General features: G+C 68.5%; 13 protein-coding genes and 1 tRNA gene. 4 read left to right on the top strand and 10 right to left on the bottom strand.

All coding sequences use genetic code 11. The features are described from left to right. Nucleotides 1-145: 145 nt before the first annotated feature. Both panB and G524_RS0100175 read left to right on the top strand, forming a co-directional pair. Nucleotides 146-1,018: a 3-methyl-2-oxobutanoate hydroxymethyltransferase gene (gene panB / locus G524_RS0100180; protein ID WP_027441886.1), complete on the top strand. Its 873-nt coding sequence runs from the start codon at nucleotides 146-148 to the stop codon at nucleotides 1,016-1,018. Nucleotides 1,019-1,062: 44 nt separating this feature from the next. Next, nucleotides 1,063-2,115, top strand: coding sequence for a DUF475 domain-containing protein (locus G524_RS0100175; protein ID WP_211219258.1), 1,053 nt, complete (start codon nucleotides 1,063-1,065; stop codon nucleotides 2,113-2,115). On the opposite strand, the gene G524_RS0100170 is transcribed toward G524_RS0100175, so the two are convergent. From G524_RS0100170 to G524_RS14490, 6 genes are all read right to left on the bottom strand, one after another. After that, nucleotides 2,112-3,068 carry a bile acid:sodium symporter family protein gene (locus tag G524_RS0100170; RefSeq protein ID WP_027441884.1) on the bottom strand — a complete coding sequence of 319 codons (957 nt, stop codon included), beginning with the start codon at nucleotides 3,066-3,068 and terminating at the stop codon, nucleotides 2,112-2,114. The genes G524_RS0100175 and G524_RS0100170 overlap by 4 nt on opposite strands. Nucleotides 3,069-3,121: 53 nt before the next feature. Further along, on the bottom strand, nucleotides 3,122-4,603 hold the full coding sequence (locus tag G524_RS16155) for a tetratricopeptide repeat protein (protein ID WP_051220785.1): 1,482 nt from the start codon (nucleotides 4,601-4,603) through the stop codon (nucleotides 3,122-3,124). Next, nucleotides 4,587-5,951 (bottom strand): PEP-CTERM-box response regulator transcription factor, encoded by a 1,365-nt coding sequence (gene prsR, locus G524_RS0100160; protein ID WP_027441883.1) that lies wholly within the window; start codon nucleotides 5,949-5,951, stop codon nucleotides 4,587-4,589. Before prsR ends, G524_RS16155 begins: the two co-directional genes overlap by 17 nt. Next, nucleotides 5,951-8,059 (bottom strand): XrtA/PEP-CTERM system histidine kinase PrsK, encoded by a 2,109-nt coding sequence (gene prsK / locus G524_RS14495; RefSeq protein WP_051220784.1) that lies wholly within the window; start codon nucleotides 8,057-8,059, stop codon nucleotides 5,951-5,953. Before prsK ends, prsR begins: the two co-directional genes overlap by 1 nt. Further along, on the bottom strand, nucleotides 8,059-9,444 hold the full coding sequence (locus G524_RS0100150) for a TIGR03013 family XrtA/PEP-CTERM system glycosyltransferase (protein WP_027441882.1): 1,386 nt from the start codon (nucleotides 9,442-9,444) through the stop codon (nucleotides 8,059-8,061). The genes prsK and G524_RS0100150 overlap by 1 nt, the downstream gene beginning before the upstream one ends. Before the next feature lie 122 nt (nucleotides 9,445-9,566). Beyond that, a complete protein-coding gene (locus G524_RS14490) occupies nucleotides 9,567-10,913 on the bottom strand; it encodes a helix-turn-helix domain-containing protein (protein WP_036856999.1) in 1,347 nt (448 codons plus the stop codon). A 175-nt stretch (nucleotides 10,914-11,088) separates the two neighbouring features. On the opposite strand from G524_RS14490, the gene G524_RS0100140 reads away from it, so the two are divergent. Both G524_RS0100140 and G524_RS0100135 read left to right on the top strand, forming a co-directional pair. Beyond that, nucleotides 11,089-12,687: an isocitrate lyase gene (locus tag G524_RS0100140; protein ID WP_027441881.1), complete on the top strand. Its 1,599-nt coding sequence runs from the start codon at nucleotides 11,089-11,091 to the stop codon at nucleotides 12,685-12,687. A gap of 95 nt (nucleotides 12,688-12,782) precedes the next feature. Further along, entirely contained in the window at nucleotides 12,783-12,965 is a 183-nt protein-coding gene (locus G524_RS0100135) for a hypothetical protein (RefSeq protein WP_027441880.1), read from the top strand. 148 nt (nucleotides 12,966-13,113) lie between these two features. Here the strand turns inward: G524_RS0100135 and G524_RS0100130 are convergent, their stop codons facing one another. From G524_RS0100130 to G524_RS0100115, 4 genes are all read right to left on the bottom strand, one after another. Further along, a complete protein-coding gene (locus G524_RS0100130) occupies nucleotides 13,114-14,436 on the bottom strand; it encodes an amidohydrolase (protein ID WP_027441879.1) in 1,323 nt (440 codons plus the stop codon). A gap of 61 nt (nucleotides 14,437-14,497) precedes the next feature. Beyond that, nucleotides 14,498-16,333: an SLC13 family permease gene (locus G524_RS0100125; protein ID WP_027441878.1), complete on the bottom strand. Its 1,836-nt coding sequence runs from the start codon at nucleotides 16,331-16,333 to the stop codon at nucleotides 14,498-14,500. A 67-nt stretch (nucleotides 16,334-16,400) separates the two neighbouring features. Further along, nucleotides 16,401-16,485 (bottom strand) — tRNA-Leu (locus G524_RS0100120). Between the two features lie 157 nt (nucleotides 16,486-16,642). Beyond that, complete coding sequence (locus G524_RS0100115) at nucleotides 16,643-17,461, bottom strand: inositol monophosphatase family protein (protein ID WP_027441877.1); 819 nt, start codon at nucleotides 17,459-17,461, stop codon at nucleotides 16,643-16,645. Nucleotide 17,462: the final 1 nt, after the last annotated feature.

Below are 17,462 nucleotides of genomic sequence, written 5' to 3'. Positions count from 1 at the left end.
AAATCATGTGGGTTTTATCTCCTCCTGATCGCGCATGGACCCCCGCACGATCATCCGGGGGCCGACGCTAGCGCAACGCCAGCGCAACACAAGCACCAATGCACGGGCTTTCCCCCGGCGCGCCCAGGCGCTAGAGCCTCGCGCCATGTCCACCACCTTCCAGCTCGACACCAGCACCAGCCGCGCCAACCCCACGCCGGCACCGATGCGGCGGCTGACCGTGCCGGCGATCCGCGCGCGCAAGCAGGATGGCCGCACCGCCGAGCCCCTGGTGATGCTCACCGCCTACACCGCCCGCCAGGCCCAGCTGCTCGATGCCCATTGCGATCTCTTGCTGGTGGGCGATTCGCTCGGCCAGGTGATCTATGGCCTGCCCTCGACCGTGCCGGTCACGCTCGAGATGATGGCCAATCACGGCGCGGCGGTGGTGCGCGGCTCCTATCACGCCGTGGTGGTGATCGACATGCCTTTCGGCTCCTACGAGGCCTCGCCCGAAAAGGCCTTTGAAAGCGCCGCCTTCCTGCTCAAGGCCACTGGTGCTGCGGCGGTGAAGCTCGAAGGCGGCGAGGCGATGGCCCCCACGATCGCCTTCCTCAGCCAGCGCGGCATTCCGGTGATGGGCCATGTCGGCCTCACCCCGCAGGCGGTCAACGTGCTCGGCGGCTATGGCGCGCGCGGGCGCAGCGAGGCCGAGGCGGCCAAGATCCTCGCCGATGCAAAGGCGCTCGATCAGGCCGGGGCCTTTGCCATGGTGATCGAGGGCGTGCTCGAGCCGATCGCGGTGGCGGTGACCGAGGCGGTCTCCTGCCCCACCATCGGCATCGGCGCCTCGGCCCGGTGCGACGGGCAGGTGCTCGTCACCGAGGACATGCTCGGCATGTTCGAGCGCGTGCCGCGCTTCGTCAAACGCTATGAAGACATTGCCGGGGTGATCGATCGCACCGTGGCGCGCTATGCCGCCGAGGTGCGCGCGCGCGCCTTTCCCGGCCCCGAACAAACCTATCAGCCCAAGGGCTGAGCGCCTCTCACCGCGCCGCCCCGATCCAAGGCTTGCCCCGCACCATGCAGACGCTGCTTCGCTACTACACCTTCTCGCTCGTCTTCACCCTCATCTGCCTTGCCCTTGCCGCCTGGTATGGACTGTCGAGCAGCGGCACGATCATGGGCATGGCCGAGGTGCTGTGGATCGTCATCATCCTCTCGGTCCTCGAGGTCTCGCTCAGCTTCGACAACGCCGTGGTCAATGCCTCGGTGCTCAAGGAGATGGACGCGGTGTGGCAGCGCCGCTTCCTCACCTGGGGGATTGCCTTTGCGGTGTTCGGGATGCGGATCGTCTTCCCGCTCGCGATCGTGGCGATCGCGGCAAATATCGGCCCGATCGAGGCGCTCCACCTCTCGCTCAATCGGCCGGATCAGTATGAGGCGCTGGTCAGTTCGGCCCATGTCGGCATTGCCGGCTTCGGCGGGGCCTTCCTGGCCATGGTGGGGATGAAGTTCTTCTTCGACGCCGACAAGGAGGTGCACTGGATCGCCAGCATCGAACAGGCGCTGGCGCGGGTCTCGAACCTGCCGGCGATCGAGATCGCCATCCTGCTGCTTGGCATGTGGGGCATCTCGAGCCTCATGCCGGTGGAGGAGGCGCACACCTTCCTCGTTGCCGGGATGCTCGGGCTTGTCACCTTCATCGCCGTCGAGGCATTGAGCCACTGGCTCGAGCTGCGCGAGGCCGCCGCGCGCGCGGCGGGCGCGGTGGTGCGCAGCGGGCTTGGCGGGTTTCTCTATCTCAACATCCTCGATGCAAGCTTCAGCTTCGACGGGGTGATCGGGGCCTTTGCGCTGTCCAACAACATGATCGTGATCGCGCTTGGCCTGTCGATCGGGGCGATGTTCGTGCGCTCGATGACGGTGCACCTCGTGCGGCAGGGCACGCTGGCCGAATATCGCTATCTCGAGCACGGGGCCTTCTGGGCGATCGTGGTGCTGGGCGCGATCATGCTGGTCTCGGCGGTGTTCCACATCCCCGAGACCATCACCGGGCTGATCGGGGCGATCCTCATCGGCCTGTCCTTCTGGTGGTCGGTGCGCCACGCCCGGGCCGAACGCGCCGCGGCCTAGCCCTGCGCGAGCCGCGCTGCGAGGGGTACGGCGATCACCAGTTGGGCGAGGTGATAGAGCAGCAGCGGGGCGATGATGAACCCGGCGCTCGCCGCGGGGAACAGGATCGCCGCCAGCGGCGCGCCTACCGCGACGCTCTTTTGCGAAGCGGCAAAGACAAAGGCGATGCGGTCGGGCCGGGCAAGGCCGATGAGGCCGCCAAGGCTCCAGGCCGCCGTCAGCGCCAGCGCCAGCAGCGCCAGCACCAGCCCCACCAGCACCACCCAGTCGCGCGGGGCGAACATCTGAGCCAGGCCCTGCTCGACCGCGCCCGAAAAGGCGACATAGACCGCAAGGCCGATCACCCCGCGATCGAGCCAGGCGATCCGCGCGCGGTGCTGCGCCAGCTGCCCGATCACCAGGGGCTGGACGATCTGCCCGAGCACGAAGGGAAGCACGAGGATAAGGCCGATGCGCATGATCGCCTCGCTGCCGATCGTGCCTGCCCCGCTGCCACCGAGAAGGGCAAAGAGCGGCGCGCTCACGAACACCCCAACAATGTTGATCAGCGCCGCCCCCACCACCGCGAGCGCCACATTGCCCCCGGCAAGGCTGGTGTAGGAAGTCGCCGACTGCACCGTAGAAGGCAGGCAGCCGAGATAGACAAAGCCGAGCGCCACCAGCGGCGGCAACAGCGCCCCGCCGATCGCGGCCAGCCCCAGCCCCGCGAGCGCCATGGCCCCGAAGACGAAGGCGAGCAGCGGGCCGAAATAGCGCGCATTGGCAAGCGCCCGGGCGATCTCGCCGCGCGGCAAGCGCATCCCGTTGACGAGAAAGAGCACGAAGATCCCGCCATTGCTGATGAGGCTCACCAGCGCGCGCGTCTCGCCGCTGGCGGGCAGCAGCAGGGCGAGCAGCGTGGCGATCACCAGCACGGCGATCATCGGATCGGAGAGGAACGGCAGTCTCGGCATGATCGCGGCGCCCTGCCCCGAACGCGCGCGCTTGTCGAGCCGCGGCGCGAAGGCTAGCGCGCGGCGAGCGGCGCCGGGCGCACCTCGGCGATGCGGGCGGCAAGGCGCGCCGCGGCCTCACGGTCCCCCATCGCGCGGGCGGCATCGCGGCGCAGCGCCAGGAGGGCAGGATCGTGCCCGGCGCCAAGCGCGATGGCGTGATCGAGCAGCAACGCCGCGCGGCGCCAGCCACCGCGCCGCGCTTCGGCCTCGGCGAGCGCGACAAGCCCGCTCGCGCCATCGGGTTCGCCGGCGACATGGCGGGCGAGCAGGGTCAAGGCCGCGGCCTCGTCACCTTGCGCGCGCGCGGCGAGCACCGCCTTGCGGGTAAGCGGCCAGGGGCGCTTCACCCGCGCCGCCCGGGCATAGGCGGCGAGCGCGCCCCCCGGATCCTTGCCCGCCAGCGCGGCATCGCCAACCAGACTGGCGACATCGGCCGAGGCGGGAAAGCGCGCCGCCAGCCGCGCGGCCTCGGCCGCCAGCGTGCCTTGCGCCCCCCTGGCTGCCGCGGTGCGCAGCGTTATGGTCGGCTGCGGCAGGCCCTCGCGCGGGGCCAGCACCGCCAGCCGCGGCCTTGCCCCGGCGTAGGCGCGCGCCAGCAGCGGCGCTGCGGCGGCGCGATTGCCGAGCTGTTCCTGCGCCCGCGCCACCACCATCACCAGATAGGGCGACGCCTCGGCCAGCGCGGCTTCGGGCCCGAATCGCGCCGCCACCTCCCCCGCCCGCCCGCTCTCCAGCAGCGCGCGGGCGAGCAGCTCGCGCAGCCGCGCATTGGCAGGCTGGTGCGCGGCCAGCCGGGCGAGCGCCTCGGCGGCGCTGTCGGGATTGCCTTCCTCGAGGCTGATGAGCGCATCGAGCAGCACCGCCGCGGGCACTCCGCGCGCGGCAAGGCCGCTCCTGTCCAGCAGGCTGCGCGCCAGCCCCAGTTCTCCGGCGCGCGCGGCGAGCACCGCCTGGAGATAGAACACCCGCGGATCGCCGGGCGCGAGTTCGGCGAGCCGCCGCACCGCTGCCAGCATGGCGCCGGCCTCGCCCCCGTCGCCAAGGCTTGCGGCATATTCGGCCCAGGCATCGGCGCTGTCGGGATCGGCGGCCAGCGCCGCGACGAACCAGGGGCGCGCCGCGGCAAAGCCATGGACATCGCGCACCATTAGCGCGCGCAGCAGCAGCCCCGAGGCATGATCCGGACGCAGCGCGAGCGCGTGATCGGCCGCCTCGAGCGCGGTGAGGTGTTCGCCCCCGCGAAAGCGCAGCCGCGCAATCGCCACCCACAGGTCGGGATCCTCGGGCGCGCGCGCCAGCGCCGCATCGAGCGCTTGGGCGGCCTCGCCGAGCGCGCCGCTGGCCATCGCCGCCTCGGCCTTGCCGAGCAGCGGCGCGATCGCGGCGGAAGGGTCAGGGGGCGGCGGCGCGCGCTCCGCCCCGCCGCAGGCAGCCAGCATCAGCGCAAGGCCCAGCGTTGCGAGAAGCGCGCGGCCCTCAGGCCTGCAGGTCATACTGCTTGAGCAGGTCATAAAGCGTCGGGCGGCTGATCCCGAGCAGCTTGGCGGTGCTCGAGATATTGCCCTGGCTGCGGGCCAGCGCGTGGCGGATCACCCGGCGATCGGCGGCCTCGCGCGCGGCCTTGAGGTTGAGGAGGTGGGCATCGGCCTCGTCCTGCCGTGCCAGATCAAGGTCCTCGGGCTGCACCAGCTTGCCATCGGCCATGATCACCGCGCGCTTCACCCGGTTTTCCAGCTCGCGGACATTGCCCGGCCAATCATGCGCATCGATCGCGGCGAGCGCATCGGCCGAAAAGCCGCTCACCGCCGGGTTCATCTCGGCGGCAAAGCGCTTCAAGAAGGCCTTGGCCAGCAGCACCGGATCGCCGGGGCGTTCGGCCAGCGCCGGGATGCGCACGACGATCTCGGCAAGGCGGTAGAACAGATCCTCGCGGAAGCGGCCCTCACGGATCATGGCTTCCAGATCCTGGTGGGTGGCGCACACGATCCGGGTGTCCACCGCGATCGCGCGCCGCCCGCCGACCCGTTCGATGGTGCGCTCCTGCAGGAAGCGCAGCAGCTTGACCTGCAGCGGCAGCGGAATGTCGCCCACCTCATCAAGAAACAGCGTGCCCCCGTGGGCGCTCTCGATCTTGCCCTCGGTGGTCTTCACCGCCCCGGTAAAGGCGCCCTTCTCGTGGCCAAACAGTTCGCTTTCGAGCAGGGTTTCGGGGATCGCGGCGCAATTGATCGCGACAAAGGGGCCCGCGGCGCGCTCGCTCGCCTCGTGCAGGCCCTGGGCAAGCAGTTCCTTGCCGGTGCCGCTGGCGCCGAGCAACATCACCGAGACATTGGTGCGGGCGACGCGCTCGATCGTGCGGGCGACCTTCACCATCTCGGGCGCAGCGGTGATGAGGCGGCCGAGCACGGTCTTGTCGGCGCTGCTCGCGCTCTGGAGACGGCGGTTCTCCTGCTCGAGCGCGCGCACGTGGAAGGCGCGGCGCACGATCAGGCCGAGCGTGTCAATGTCGATCGGCTTCTGGTAGAAATCCCAGGCCCCGCGCGCGATCGCGGCAATCGCGCTCTCGCGCGCGCCATGGCCCGAGGCGACGATCACCTTGGTATCGGGCTTTAAGGCCATGATCGCATCGAGCACGGCAAAGCCCTCGCTCACCCCATCGGGATCGGGCGGCAGGCCAAGATCGAGCGTCACCACCTCCGGCGTATCGGCGCGCAGGGCAGCGATGGCGCTGTCCCGGTCGCCCGCGATCACGACGGCAAAATCGTCATAGGCCCATTTGAGCTGGGCCTGCAGGCCCGGATCGTCCTCGATCACGAGCAGCACCGGCTTCTTCTCGGCCATCAGGCGACCTCCTCTCGGGGATCATCGGGAACATCCTGCACGGCGCGCAGCCGTGCCGTTTCCGCGAGGGGCAGGGTCACGACGAAGCGGGTGCCCAGCCCCTCGCGGCTTTCCACCGCAACTCGCCCGCCCATCGCGCGCACCAGCTCGCGCGCCTCGAAGGCGCCGATACCAAAGCCGCCCGGCTTGGACGAGACGAAGGGCTTGAACAGCCCGCTGCGCACGAATTCGCTGCTCATGCCGCAGCCCTGATCGACCACTGCGATGCTGGCATGCAGGCGCTCGGCCACGACATCGAGCAGCACCGGGGTTTCGGCGGGGCTGGCATCGATGGCGTTCTGGACAAGGTGGATGAGCGCCTGTTCCAGCGCCTCGCGGTTGCCGATCACGCTGACCGGCGCCTCGCGGGTGAGCAGCACCGGGTGGAGCGGGCCAAAGCGCGCGGCCACGTCGCGCGCCAAGGCAGTAAGGTCAAAGGGCGCAAGGCCCGCCACCTGCCCGGTGCCATAACGCCCGAGCCGCGCCAGCAGCGCCGAGAGCTTCTCGGCCGAATTGCGCAAGGTCACCAGCATGTCGGCACGGAAGGCGGGATTGTCGGCGTGCCTTTCGGCATTGGCGGCAAGCAGCGAAAGCTGGCTGGCCAGGTTCTTGATGTCGTGCATCACAAAGGCGATGCGGCGGTTGAACTCGTCAAAGCGGCTCGCTTCCATCAGCGCCTGCTGCCCGGCCTGTTCGGCAAGGTAGCTGGCCAGCTGCTGGCCGGCGACGCGCAGGAGATCGAAGTCCTCCCAGTCGAGCTGGCGCGGGCTGCGCGGGCGGGCGAGCACGATCGCAGCCACCAGCCGATCGAAGTGGAGCAGCGGCACCAGCGCCCAGGCATCCTCGGCCTCGCGCAGCCAGGCGGGCACTTCGGCGGCCTCGCCGTGGTGATCGATCCCGCGCCGCACCTCGTCGAGCGCGAGGATGAGCCCGTGCTGCTCGAGCAAGGCGGAAAGCCGGAAGTCACCCGCCACCGCCGGCACCTCGAGCGTCGGCCAGTTCCAGCGCGCCACCAGCTCAAGCCGCGCATCCTCGCCCGGCATCAGCAGCAGCCCACTCGGGCTCTCGGTGATATCCGCCAGCGCCTGGATCGCGCGTTCCTCGAGGCTCGCGCTGCCGCTCCCGGCCCGGCCGATGGTGCGGGTGAAGCGCAGCCATTCCTCGCGGTAGTCGTAGCGGTGCTGGAACAGGTGCTTGCTCGCCACCACCCTGAGCCAGCCGCGCAGCCGCGGCGAGACGAGCAGCAGCGCCGCGGCCAGTGCCGCCGCCAGCGCGAAGAGCAGCTCGCCCGCACGGGCAAGATCGCCACCAATCAGCGCCAGCGAGCGGGTGACCAGCGCCATCGCCGCAAGATAGCCGCCGATCAGCACCAGCGAGAGGGTGCGGAACGTCACCGTGCGCGAGGGACTGAACTGCAGGCGCGGCCCGCGTGCATTCATGCCGAGGGCCAAGAGCGCCGCCATCGCCCCGGCGAACAGCCCGCGCAGATCGGCCAGCAGCGCCGGCTCCTCGCCGCCCAGATAGGCGAGCGCAGCGAGGTTGAGATCATAGGCGAAGATCCCGGCGAGCGCGATGCCGGTCCAGCGCAGCAGCGGGCGCAGGCCGCTCGCCGCGCCGGCATAGAGATTGTGCAGCAGCAGCAGCGCCCCGATCGCCACCAGCATGTCGATCAGCACCCGCGCCTCGAACGCCGCCCCGCCCGCGCCGCGCCCGCCGATCAGCAACACCAGCGGCTGGAGCAGCTGCACCAGCACCAGGGCGATGATCACCGGACGCACCGGCCGCAGGCTGGCGCTGCGCCCATCGGCGCCAAACAGGCCGAAGATCGCCGCGATCAGCGCGAGGTTGCGGCCCGTTACCGCCAGCGCCGCGCCGGGGTGCTCCGCCCCGAGCGCGGCTGCCAGCGCGCACCACAGCGCGCTCGCCCCGGCCGCGGTGATCAGTGCGAGGCGATCGGGCCGGGCGCGCTCGCCGTGGCGCAAGGTCCACACCAGCGCAGCCACGCTGAGCGCCGCCCCGAAGGTCCAGGCAAGCTGCGCCGCCAACGGCCACAAGCCCTGCCCACCCATCAGCGTGCTCCCTCGGGCCAGAGGATCACCCGCAGTGTCTGCAACAGGATCACGAAATCGAGGAAGGGGGTGTAATTCTTGGCGTAATAGAGATCATATTCGAGCTTGGCGCGGCTGTCCTCGACCGAGGCGCCGTAGGGATAGTTGATCTGCGCCCAGCCGGTGATGCCGGGTTTCACCATGTGCCGCTCGGCATAGAAGGGGATCTGCTCCTCGAGGCTCTCGACAAAGCTCGGCACCTCGGGCCGCGGGCCGACAAAGCTCATGTCTCCCTTGAGCACGCTCCAGGTCTGCGGCAGCTCGTCGATCCTGACCTTGCGGATGAAGCGCCCGATGCGTGTGATGCGCGGATCGTCCTTTTCGGCCCACTTGGCCCCGTCCTTCTCCGCATCGACGCGCATCGAGCGCAGCTTAATGAGCGTGAACGGCTCCCCATAAAGCCCCACGCGCTTCTGGCGGAAGAAGGCCGGGCCCTTGCTGTCGAGCTTCACCAGCGCGGCAAAGAGCACGATCACCGGCAGGGTCAGGGTGAGCAGGATGAGGCTCGCGGCAATGTCGAAGATGCGCTTGACCGCGCTCGAAAACATCCGCCCGCTGGAAAAGCCGTCGGAGAAGATCAGCCAGCTGGGATTGGCCGTGTCGAGATCGACGCGCCCGGTCTCGCGCTCGAGAAAGCTCGAGAAGTCGTTGACATGCACGCCCTTGGTCTTGATCCGCAGGAGATCCTTCAGGGGCAGGGCGTTGCGTCGCTCCTGCAGCGCCAGCACCACCTCGGAGACCCCGAGATTCTCGACGAAGCGGCCAAGATCGTGGATCGCGCTGTGCGGGATCGCTTCCTCGACCACGCGCGCATCCTCGCTCATGGCGATATAGGCGACGATGGCAAAGCCGGTCTCGGGCCGCTCGGCGAGCGCGCGCAGGCGCTGCGCCCGATCGCCCGCGCCGAGCACCATCACCCGCCGACGAAAGGCCGAGGAACCGAGGAAGGAATTGAGCAGCAGGCGATCGGCCATCAGTACCAGGATCGCAAGGCCCATGGTGTAAAGCAGGGTCGAGCGCCAGAACAGGTCGGTGGGGAAGATGAAATCCACCACCGCCAGCGCAATGATCCCGAGGCTGATCGCCACCAGCACCCGCGCCCCGGCAAAGCGCAGCGAGCGCAAGGCGTGGGGGCCATAGACCCCGACCGCGATCATCGCCAGCCAGATCACCAGCGCGGTGCCGACCAGCGCGATCCCGCGATGCGCCACCGCGCCGATCTCCATGCCGATCTGCGCGGCGCGCAGCTGCCAGGCGAGTTCGCTCGCCATCACCAGCAGCGCAAGATCGAGCAGCCCGAGCAGCAGCACGGCATGGGGGATGTAGTGCTTGAACAGGCGGATCATCGCGCGGGCGGGCCTTTGCTGGACGTGGGCCACCTTCTAGGCGCGAGAGTTTAAGTGTCGGTAAATCTTACACCGCCTGTCGGCGCCCGGGGTTTTCGCGGGATTGCACGGTTAACGGCGCGTCAGGATCGCGGGCGCGGCAGGGTGCTTGCCAGCCGCGCCGGAGCCGGGGTGAGGCACTCGCGCCTGCCGCAACGCCCACAGGGGGTGCCGAGCGGCACCGCATCGAGCCGATCGAGCGAGACCCCGCGGGCATGGGCAAGCTCTCCGGCAAAGCGCGCCTCGATGCCCAGCACCACCGCCCGGCGGGCCGCGCAGGTGACCCCGTCGCCATCAACGGTGCGGGTGATGATGAACCAGTGCCGCGCTGCCGCCTCGCCCTCGCCGAAGGTGACCGCCTGGGTCAGCAGCGTGCCCGGTCGCTCGAAGGCGGAATAGGAGATGAAGGCGGGGGCACGCGCGGCCTCGAGCACGCCGAGCGCGCCGCTGCCCCCGGCGGTGTAGCTCACCACCTGCCCGGCGCGGTCGATCATCGCCATGAAGAAGGGCAGGCCGCGCTCGCCCACCCGGCCAAGCGTGGTGAGGCGCTGCGCGACCTGATCGAAACTCACGGCAAAGCGGCGCTGGAGCACGAACAGATCATAGCCGGTGGCCTCGCAGGCGCGCAGGAAGCGGCGATAGGGCAGCAGCAGCGCGCCGGCGAGATAATCGGTGACATGCTCGCGAAAGGCGTTGCGCGCTTCGGCAGCGGCAAGGCCCGATCCGGCCACGAGGGTATCGATCTCCTCGCGCATCTCGAGCGCGCCGACCTGGCGGGCGATCTGGAAGCGCCGCGCCGCACCGGGCAGCATCTCGGACAGTTGCAATTGGCGGGCGTGGAGATCGAGGCGGCGGGCCTGGCCCGGCATGACCTCGGCGGGCAGGATGCGCACCTGCAACTGGTGGCGTTCGCGCAGCCGCTCGGACAGGGCGGCGCTGATCTCCCCGCGCGAGAGGCGCAGTTCATCGGCCAGCGCCTCGGCGGCATGATCGAGATCGGCAAAGTGGTTCTGCCAGCGCTCGACCGCGCGGCGCACCGCCACGGCACTGTCCTCCTGCGCGTGCGGCTGCGCGCCGCTGCTGTCATAGAGCCGCACGAAGGCGGCCGCGATCTGCGGCGCGGCGGCGAGGAACTCCTGCATTTCCTCGCGGTCGATGCCAAGATCGGCAAAGCGACGGTCGGCCAGCCGGCGCGCGAGCCCGTCGATCCCCCCGATCGCCTCGTCCTCGCGCAGCGAGCGCGGGTCGAAATCGAAGCGCTCGATCACCTGCACCAGCACCCGCGCCGACAGCGGGCGCTGATTGCGCTCGATAAGGTTGAGATAGGACGGCGAGATGCCGAGCATCGCCGCCATTGCCGCCTGGGTGAGGCCCTCGCACTTGCGCAAGCGGCGCAGCGCGGGGCCGGCAAGGATGTTGGTCTCGGCCATGGCACTTTGTAAACTTATTTACGTATTGACACAACATCTTTGGGAAATGTGGGCATAGCGACACGATTTTCTGTAAGTTTTTCTGTTTCCGCGCCTCGCCTTGCGTCACAGCGATGCCAACGCCCGCGGCGAGTCCTTCCCCCGTAAGGCCCGCCCAGACGCACAGGAGATGCACATGACCTACCAGAACACCATCGCCCGGCTGCAAGGCGTGATCGGCGCCAATGGGCCGAGCTGGGCCGCGATCGACCCCGAGAACGCCGCCCGCATGGTGATCCAGAACCGTTTCCGCACCGGGCTCGACATCGTCCGCTACACCGCCGACATCATGCGCGCCGACATGGCCGCCTATGATGCCGACCCGGCGCAATACACCCAGTCGCTCGGCTGCTGGCACGGCTTCATCGCCCAGCAGAAGCTGATCGCGATCAAGAAGCATTTCGGTTCGACCAAGCGCCGCTATCTCTATCTCTCGGGCTGGATGGTCGCGGCGCTGCGCAGCGAGTTCGGCCCGCTGCCCGACCAGTCGATGCACGAGAAGACCAGCGTGCCCGCGCTGATCGGCGAGATCTACACCTTCCTCAAGCAGGCCGATGCGCGCGAGCTGGGGCTGATGTTCCGCGCGCTCGACAAGGCGCGCGAGGCGGGTGATGCGGTCGAGGCCAAGCGGATCGAGAACGCCATCGACAATTACGAGACCCACGTGGTGCCGATCATCGCCGATATCGATGCCGGTTTCGGCAATGCCGAGGCGACCTACCTGCTCGCCAAGAAGATGATCGAGGCCGGGGCCTGCGCGCTCCAGATCGAGAACCAGGTCTCCGACGAGAAGCAGTGCGGCCACCAGGACGGCAAGGTCACCGTGCCGCACGAGGATTTCCTTCAGAAGATCCGCGCCATCCGCCACGCCTTCCTCGAGCTTGGGGTGGACAATGGCATCATCGTCGCCCGCACCGATTCGCTTGGCGCCGGACTGACCAAGCAGATCGCCTATTCCAAGGAGCCGGGTGACCTTGGCGACCAATACAACAGCTTCCTTGATTGCGACGAGGTCGATCCAGCCAATATCACCAATGGCCAGGTCTTCATCAGCCGCAACGGCAAGCTGCTGGCGCCCAAGCGCCTGCCCTCCAACCTCTACCAGTTCCGCCCTGGCACGGGCGAGGACCGCGTGGTGCTCGACTGCATCACGTCCTTGCAGAACGGGGCCGATCTCCTGTGGATCGAGACCGAGAAGCCCCACGTGGAACAGATCGCCGGCATGGTCGATCGCATCCGCGCGGTGATCCCCAACGCCAAGCTCGTTTACAACAATTCGCCGAGCTTCAACTGGACCTTGAACTTCCGCCAGCAGGTCTATGACAAGTGGGTGGCCGAGGGCCGCGATGTCTCGGCCTATGACCGCGCGAAGCTGATGAGCGTCGACTATGACGGCACCGAGCTTGCCGCCGAGGCCGACGAGAAGATCCGCACCTTCCAGCGCGATGCCTCGGCCCGCGCCGGGATCTTCCACCACCTCATCACCCTGCCGACCTATCACACCGCGGCGCTCAGCACCGACAACCTTGCCCGCGAATATTTCGGCGAGGCGGCGATGCTGGGCTATGTCAAGAACGTCCAGCGCGAGGAAATCCGCCAGGGCATTGCCTGCGTCAAGCACCAGAACATGGCCGGCAGCGACATCGGCGATGACCACAAGGAGTATTTCGCCGGTGAAGCCGCGCTCAAGGCCGGCGGGGTGCACAACACCATGAACCAGTTCGAGGCAGCCTGATCCCGGGGAGGCAACCGGAAGGTCGGCAAGTGCAGCCTTCCGGTTGCCGCCAAAGCCGATTAAGGCTGGCGGCACGCACCCGAGGAGAATGACCGATGAGCGATACCGAGACCCCCACCAATCCCGAACCTGCCCGCGCCCGCGCGCTGCTGTCCACTGCCGACATGAAGCTGCTGCGCCGCGCGCTGGAAAGCTATGCCCGCGCGACCGAGGACCGCGAGGAGCTGGCCCGGATCAACGCCCTGCACCACAGGCTCGGCACCTACGTGCCCTCCTGAGGCGCGCGTCACACAGTTCTCCTGGGGAGGAGAAACGGCCGCTGGAATGTGCCCCGATGGGGTGCCGTCCGGCGGCCGGATTTTTTGGCCCTGCCGCTGCGCTGCTTGAGTGAGTCCTTGTTGCCCTGCCGCTGCGCTGCTTCAGGGCTTAGCCCTTCTTCATCAGTTCCAGCGCCGCTGCGGTCAGCGCCTCGGTGGCGGTGGCGATCACCACCGGGGCATCGGGCGCCCAGAAGGGCGAATGGAGCGAGGGCAGTTCGATCTCGCCCTTCTGCGCCTTTTCCCATTGCTCGGCCCTCACCCCGCCGACCCAGAAGATCAGCGATTGCACCTTCTCGCGGTCGGCCCGGTAATATTGGCTGAAATCCTCGCCCCCCATCACGCTCGGCGTTTCGGCCACCCGATCGGGAAAGCGCGCCTTGAGCAGCGCCATCACCTGATCGGTGAAGGCGGGGGTGTTGTAGGTCGCCGGGGTATAGGGTTCCTGCACCGTCACGCGCGGCAGCCGATCCTCGGGCATCCCGGCGGCGAGCGCCTCGGCCCGGGCGATGCGGGCGATCCCGTCGAGCAGGTGTTGGCGGGTTTCATCGGCATAGCTGCGCACGGTGATCTGCAGGCGCGCCTCATCGGGAATGATGTTGTGCTTCGAACCGGCCTGAAAGCTGCCAACCGTGACCACAGCGGGCTCCTGCGGATCGAGTTCGCGGCTCACCAGCGTTTGCAGCCGGGTGACGATATGCGCCGCGATCACGATCGGGTCCTTGGCGGTGTGGGGATAGGCCCCGTGCCCGCCCACCCCCGGCACCACCACATCGACCGAATCGACATTGGCCAGGGCAAAGCCCTTGGTGTAGCCGATCATCCCGGCCGGGGCCTGTGCGGCATCGTGAAAGGCCAGCACGTAATCGGGCTTGGGAAAGCGGGTGTAGAGCCCATCATCGAGCATCGCCTTGGCGCCCTCGCCGATCTCCTCGGCCGGCTGGAGGATCATCACCAGCGTGCCCGACCATTGGTCGCGCCGCTCGGCAAGCAGCTTGGCGGTGCCGAGCCAGGCGGCCACGTGGGTATCGTGCCCACAGGCGTGCATCACCCCGGTCTCGATCCCCGTGGCGGGCACGGCGCGGCGCTTGGAGGCAAAGGGCAGCCCGGTCTGCTCGATCACCGGCAGGCCGTCCATGTCGGCCCGCAGCATCACCGTGGGGCCGGGGCCGTTCCGCAGCACCGCGACCACGCCGGTGCGCCCCACCCCCTCGGTCACCTCGAAACCGAGCGCACGGGCACGCCCCGCGAGCTTGGCCGCGGTCTCGAACTCCTGGAAGCTGAGTTCGGGATTGGCGTGGAGATCCTGGTAGAGTTCGACGAGCGCCGGCAGTTCGGCCGCCACCGCCTCGCGCAGCCCATCCGCCCGCGCCGGCCCCGCCGCCACCAGCGCCAGCAACCCCACCGCACCTGCAAGCCTCACCATCCGCATCGCCCGTTTCCTTGTCATTGTGCCGCAGCAATGCCCAAGAGGGCGCCCGCCGCAAGCGCTGCTAAAGCCCGTACCACACCACCAGCAGCACCGAGAGCAACATCACCATCAACGCCACCAGCGGCCCCCCGGCGCGCAGGTAATCGCCGAATTCGTAGCCGCCTTCCGACATGATCAGGAGGTTGGTCTGATAGGCAATCGGGGTGGCATAGCACAGGTTGCAGCCGAACAGCACCGCCAGCACCAGGGGTTCGGGCGGCAGGCCAAGCTCACTTGCGATGCTGTAGGCGATCGGGGTGCCGATGGTGGCGGCGGTGGCGTTGGAGGCGAAGTTGGTGAGCAGGGTGACGAACAGCATGATCGCCGAAAGCACCAGCGCCGGGGGGAGATAGGCAAGCCCGAGCGCCAGCGCCTCGCCGAGCCAGGCCGCCGCCCCGCTGGCATCGATCACCCGCCCGATCGCAAGGCTCGCCGCGATCAGCACGATCACCTTGGCTGACAGCGCCCGGCCCACCCGGTCGAACTTCACGCAGCCGGTGACGAACATCAGGATCGCGCCCGCCAGCGCCGCGATCGCGATCGGCAGCTTGATCGGGGCATAGCGCATCCCGTCAAACCACGGCAGGCCGAGCGAGGCGGTGGCGATGGCGCCGAGCATGATCGCACCGGCCAGCGCCGCCTTGGAGCGGCGCGGCAATTCGCGCGCGCCCTCGAGCCGCAAGAGGCCATCATTGCGCGCGAAGTTCTGCAGGTCCTCCTCGATCCCCATCACCAGCAGCACATCGCCTTCAAGGATCCTGAGATCGCCCGCCTCGGTATAGGTGTCGCGTACGCCGAGGATGCGGTTGGGCCGGTGAATGCCGAGCACCGCCACCCCGTAGAGATCGGCGATCCCGGAACTGGCGAGCGTGCGGGTGACGAGGCGCGAATCCGAGGTGACCGTCATCTCCACCGCGACGATGTCCTCGCCCTGGGCCTTGGAGATGCGGCGGATGCGGTCGAGCACCCAGGAGGGAGCAAGCTCGCCCTTGAGCACCCGGGCGGCTTCCTCGAGCGCCTCGTGGGTGCCCGAGATGTGCAGGCGCTGCTCGGGCTGGAGCGGGCCAGCCGGCACATCGTGGAAGGTGATCCCCTCGGGCAGCTTGCTGCGCACCGCCGCGATCTCCGCACCGGCAAGCAGGCTGCTGCTGCCCACGCGCAGGCGGGTGTGGAAGGTGCGGCGCAGATTGTCGGGCAGCACCGAATTGTCGCGCAGCATCCGCGGCATCACCAGCCACAGATAGGGCAAGGCGATCAGCCCGGCGATCAGCACGATCGGGGTGAACTGGAACACCCCGATAGCGGGCATCCCGAGATCGGCCGCGATCGAGACCACGAGGATGTTGGTCGAGGTGCCGATGGTGGTGGCCATCCCGCCGATCAGCACCGCGGTGTTGACCGGCATGAGGATCTTGGAAGAGGCCATCAGCCCCTTGGCCGCGATCGCCACGATGATCGGGATCAGCAGCACCATCACCGGGGTGTCATTGACGAACATCGAGAGCGTGAAAGCGACCATCAGGGCGGTCAGCAGGCCAATCTGCGGGTTGGCGCGGAACACGCCTTCGAGCATCCGCGCGAAGGGCTCGAGCGCGCCGGTCACCACCAGCCCGCGGCCCATGATCATCAGCGCGCAGATGGTGATCAGCGCCTGGTGGCCAAAGCCGCCAAAGGCAATCGCCAGGCCGTCGGTGGGCTTGGTGCCCTCGAGCGGGGCGAAATAGAGCCCCACGCCGATCACCGCGATGGTGACGAGCGAGATGATCTCCTCGGGATAGCGCCCCCGGGCAAAGGCGATGAACATGGCGATGGTGACCGCCATGGCCGCTATCGCGTGATAGGAAGGAGCTTCGAGCATGGCGCAGCCCAAGGGCTAACCAATCATGGCCGGCCAAGACAAGCGCTTTATCGCAGGCGCGCGCGGCTGGTGCCCCTGGCCAGACTCGAACTGGCACGGATTTCTCCAACCGATTTTGAGTCGGTCGCGTCTACCAATTCCACCACAGGGGCGCCTGATCGGGTGCTTCGCGCTGTTAGCGAGCATCGCCATTACTGGCAAGCGCTGCAATCAGTGCGCAGCGCTGCAAGGCCGAACGGCAGCCCGCAGCGATGCAGCCTTCAGGCCGCATGAGCAGGGATATCGCAGCCCGGAGGGGCTGCGGAAGAATCAACGCAGCGCTCCGGCGAGCAGTTTGTGCAGCTTGGAATGAAGGGCATCATTGGCGGCGAGCACCTCGGCCGCCGGGATCGCCTCGCTGCGCCCGCGATAATCGGTGACAAAGCCCCCCGCCTCGCGCACCAGCAGGCAGCCGGCCGCCGTGTCCCACGGGGAAAGGCCGCTTTCCCAGAAGCCATCGAAACGCCCCTGCGCGACATAGGCAAGATCAAGACTGGCCGCGCCAAAGCGGCGGATGCCGGCCACCTCCGGCCCCACCGCCGCGAAGATGCGGTGCCATTCGTCGAAATCGCCATGGCCGAAATAGGGCGCGCCGGTTGCCACCAGCGCATCGGCAAGGCGCCGGCGCGCCGAGACCCTCAGGCGCGCATCGTGCAGCCAGGCCCCGCGCGACTTTTCCGCCCAGAAGGTCTGGTCGGTGATCGGCTGATAGACCACGCCGGCCACCACCTCGCCCCAACCCTTGCCATCGGCGCGCGGCTCCTGCACCGCGATCGAAATGGCAAAATGCGGGATGCCGTGAAGGAAATTGCTGGTGCCATCGAGCGGATCGATGATGAAGCGCGGCGCCCCCGGCTCGCCCGCGATCTCGCCGGCTTCTTCGAGCAGGAAACCCCAGCCCGGGCGCGCGGCGGCAAGCTCGTCATAAAGCGTGCGCTCGGCGCGCATGTCGGCCTTGGAGACGAAATCGGCCGGGCCCTTGCGCGAGACCTGCAAGTGCTCGACCTCGCCGAAATCGCGCCGCAGGCGCGCACCCGCCTTGCGCGCGGCGCGCTCCATCACCCGGATGAGGCCGGAAATCGCTGCCATG

Source organism: Erythrobacter cryptus DSM 12079, assembly GCF_000422985.1.
GTDB classification, from domain to species: Bacteria; Pseudomonadota; Alphaproteobacteria; order Sphingomonadales; family Sphingomonadaceae; genus Erythrobacter; species Erythrobacter cryptus.
This window is presented reverse-complemented; position numbering and strand designations above follow the sequence as displayed.

Bases quoted from the DNA above. Each gene is read 5' to 3' on its own strand.
- panB (WP_027441886.1), top strand. From the start codon at position 146: ATGTCCACCACCTTCCAGCTCGACACCAGCACCAGCCGCGCCAACCCC.
- G524_RS0100175 (WP_211219258.1), top strand. From the start codon at position 1,063: ATGCAGACGCTGCTTCGCTACTACACCTTCTCGCTCGTCTTCACCCTC.
- G524_RS0100170 (WP_027441884.1), bottom strand. From the start codon at position 3,068: ATGCCGAGACTGCCGTTCCTCTCCGATCCGATGATCGCCGTGCTGGTG.
- G524_RS16155 (WP_051220785.1), bottom strand. From the start codon at position 4,603: ATGACCTGCAGGCCTGAGGGCCGCGCGCTTCTCGCAACGCTGGGCCTT.
- prsR (WP_027441883.1), bottom strand. From the start codon at position 5,951: ATGGCCGAGAAGAAGCCGGTGCTGCTCGTGATCGAGGACGATCCGGGC.
- prsK (WP_051220784.1), bottom strand. From the start codon at position 8,059: ATGGGTGGGCAGGGCTTGTGGCCGTTGGCGGCGCAGCTTGCCTGGACC.
- G524_RS0100150 (WP_027441882.1), bottom strand. From the start codon at position 9,444: ATGATCCGCCTGTTCAAGCACTACATCCCCCATGCCGTGCTGCTGCTC.
- G524_RS14490 (WP_036856999.1), bottom strand. From the start codon at position 10,913: ATGGCCGAGACCAACATCCTTGCCGGCCCCGCGCTGCGCCGCTTGCGC.
- G524_RS0100140 (WP_027441881.1), top strand. From the start codon at position 11,089: ATGACCTACCAGAACACCATCGCCCGGCTGCAAGGCGTGATCGGCGCC.
- G524_RS0100135 (WP_027441880.1), top strand. From the start codon at position 12,783: ATGAGCGATACCGAGACCCCCACCAATCCCGAACCTGCCCGCGCCCGC.
- G524_RS0100130 (WP_027441879.1), bottom strand. From the start codon at position 14,436: ATGCGGATGGTGAGGCTTGCAGGTGCGGTGGGGTTGCTGGCGCTGGTG.
- G524_RS0100125 (WP_027441878.1), bottom strand. From the start codon at position 16,333: ATGCTCGAAGCTCCTTCCTATCACGCGATAGCGGCCATGGCGGTCACC.
- G524_RS0100115 (WP_027441877.1), bottom strand. From the start codon at position 17,461: ATGGCAGCGATTTCCGGCCTCATCCGGGTGATGGAGCGCGCCGCGCGC.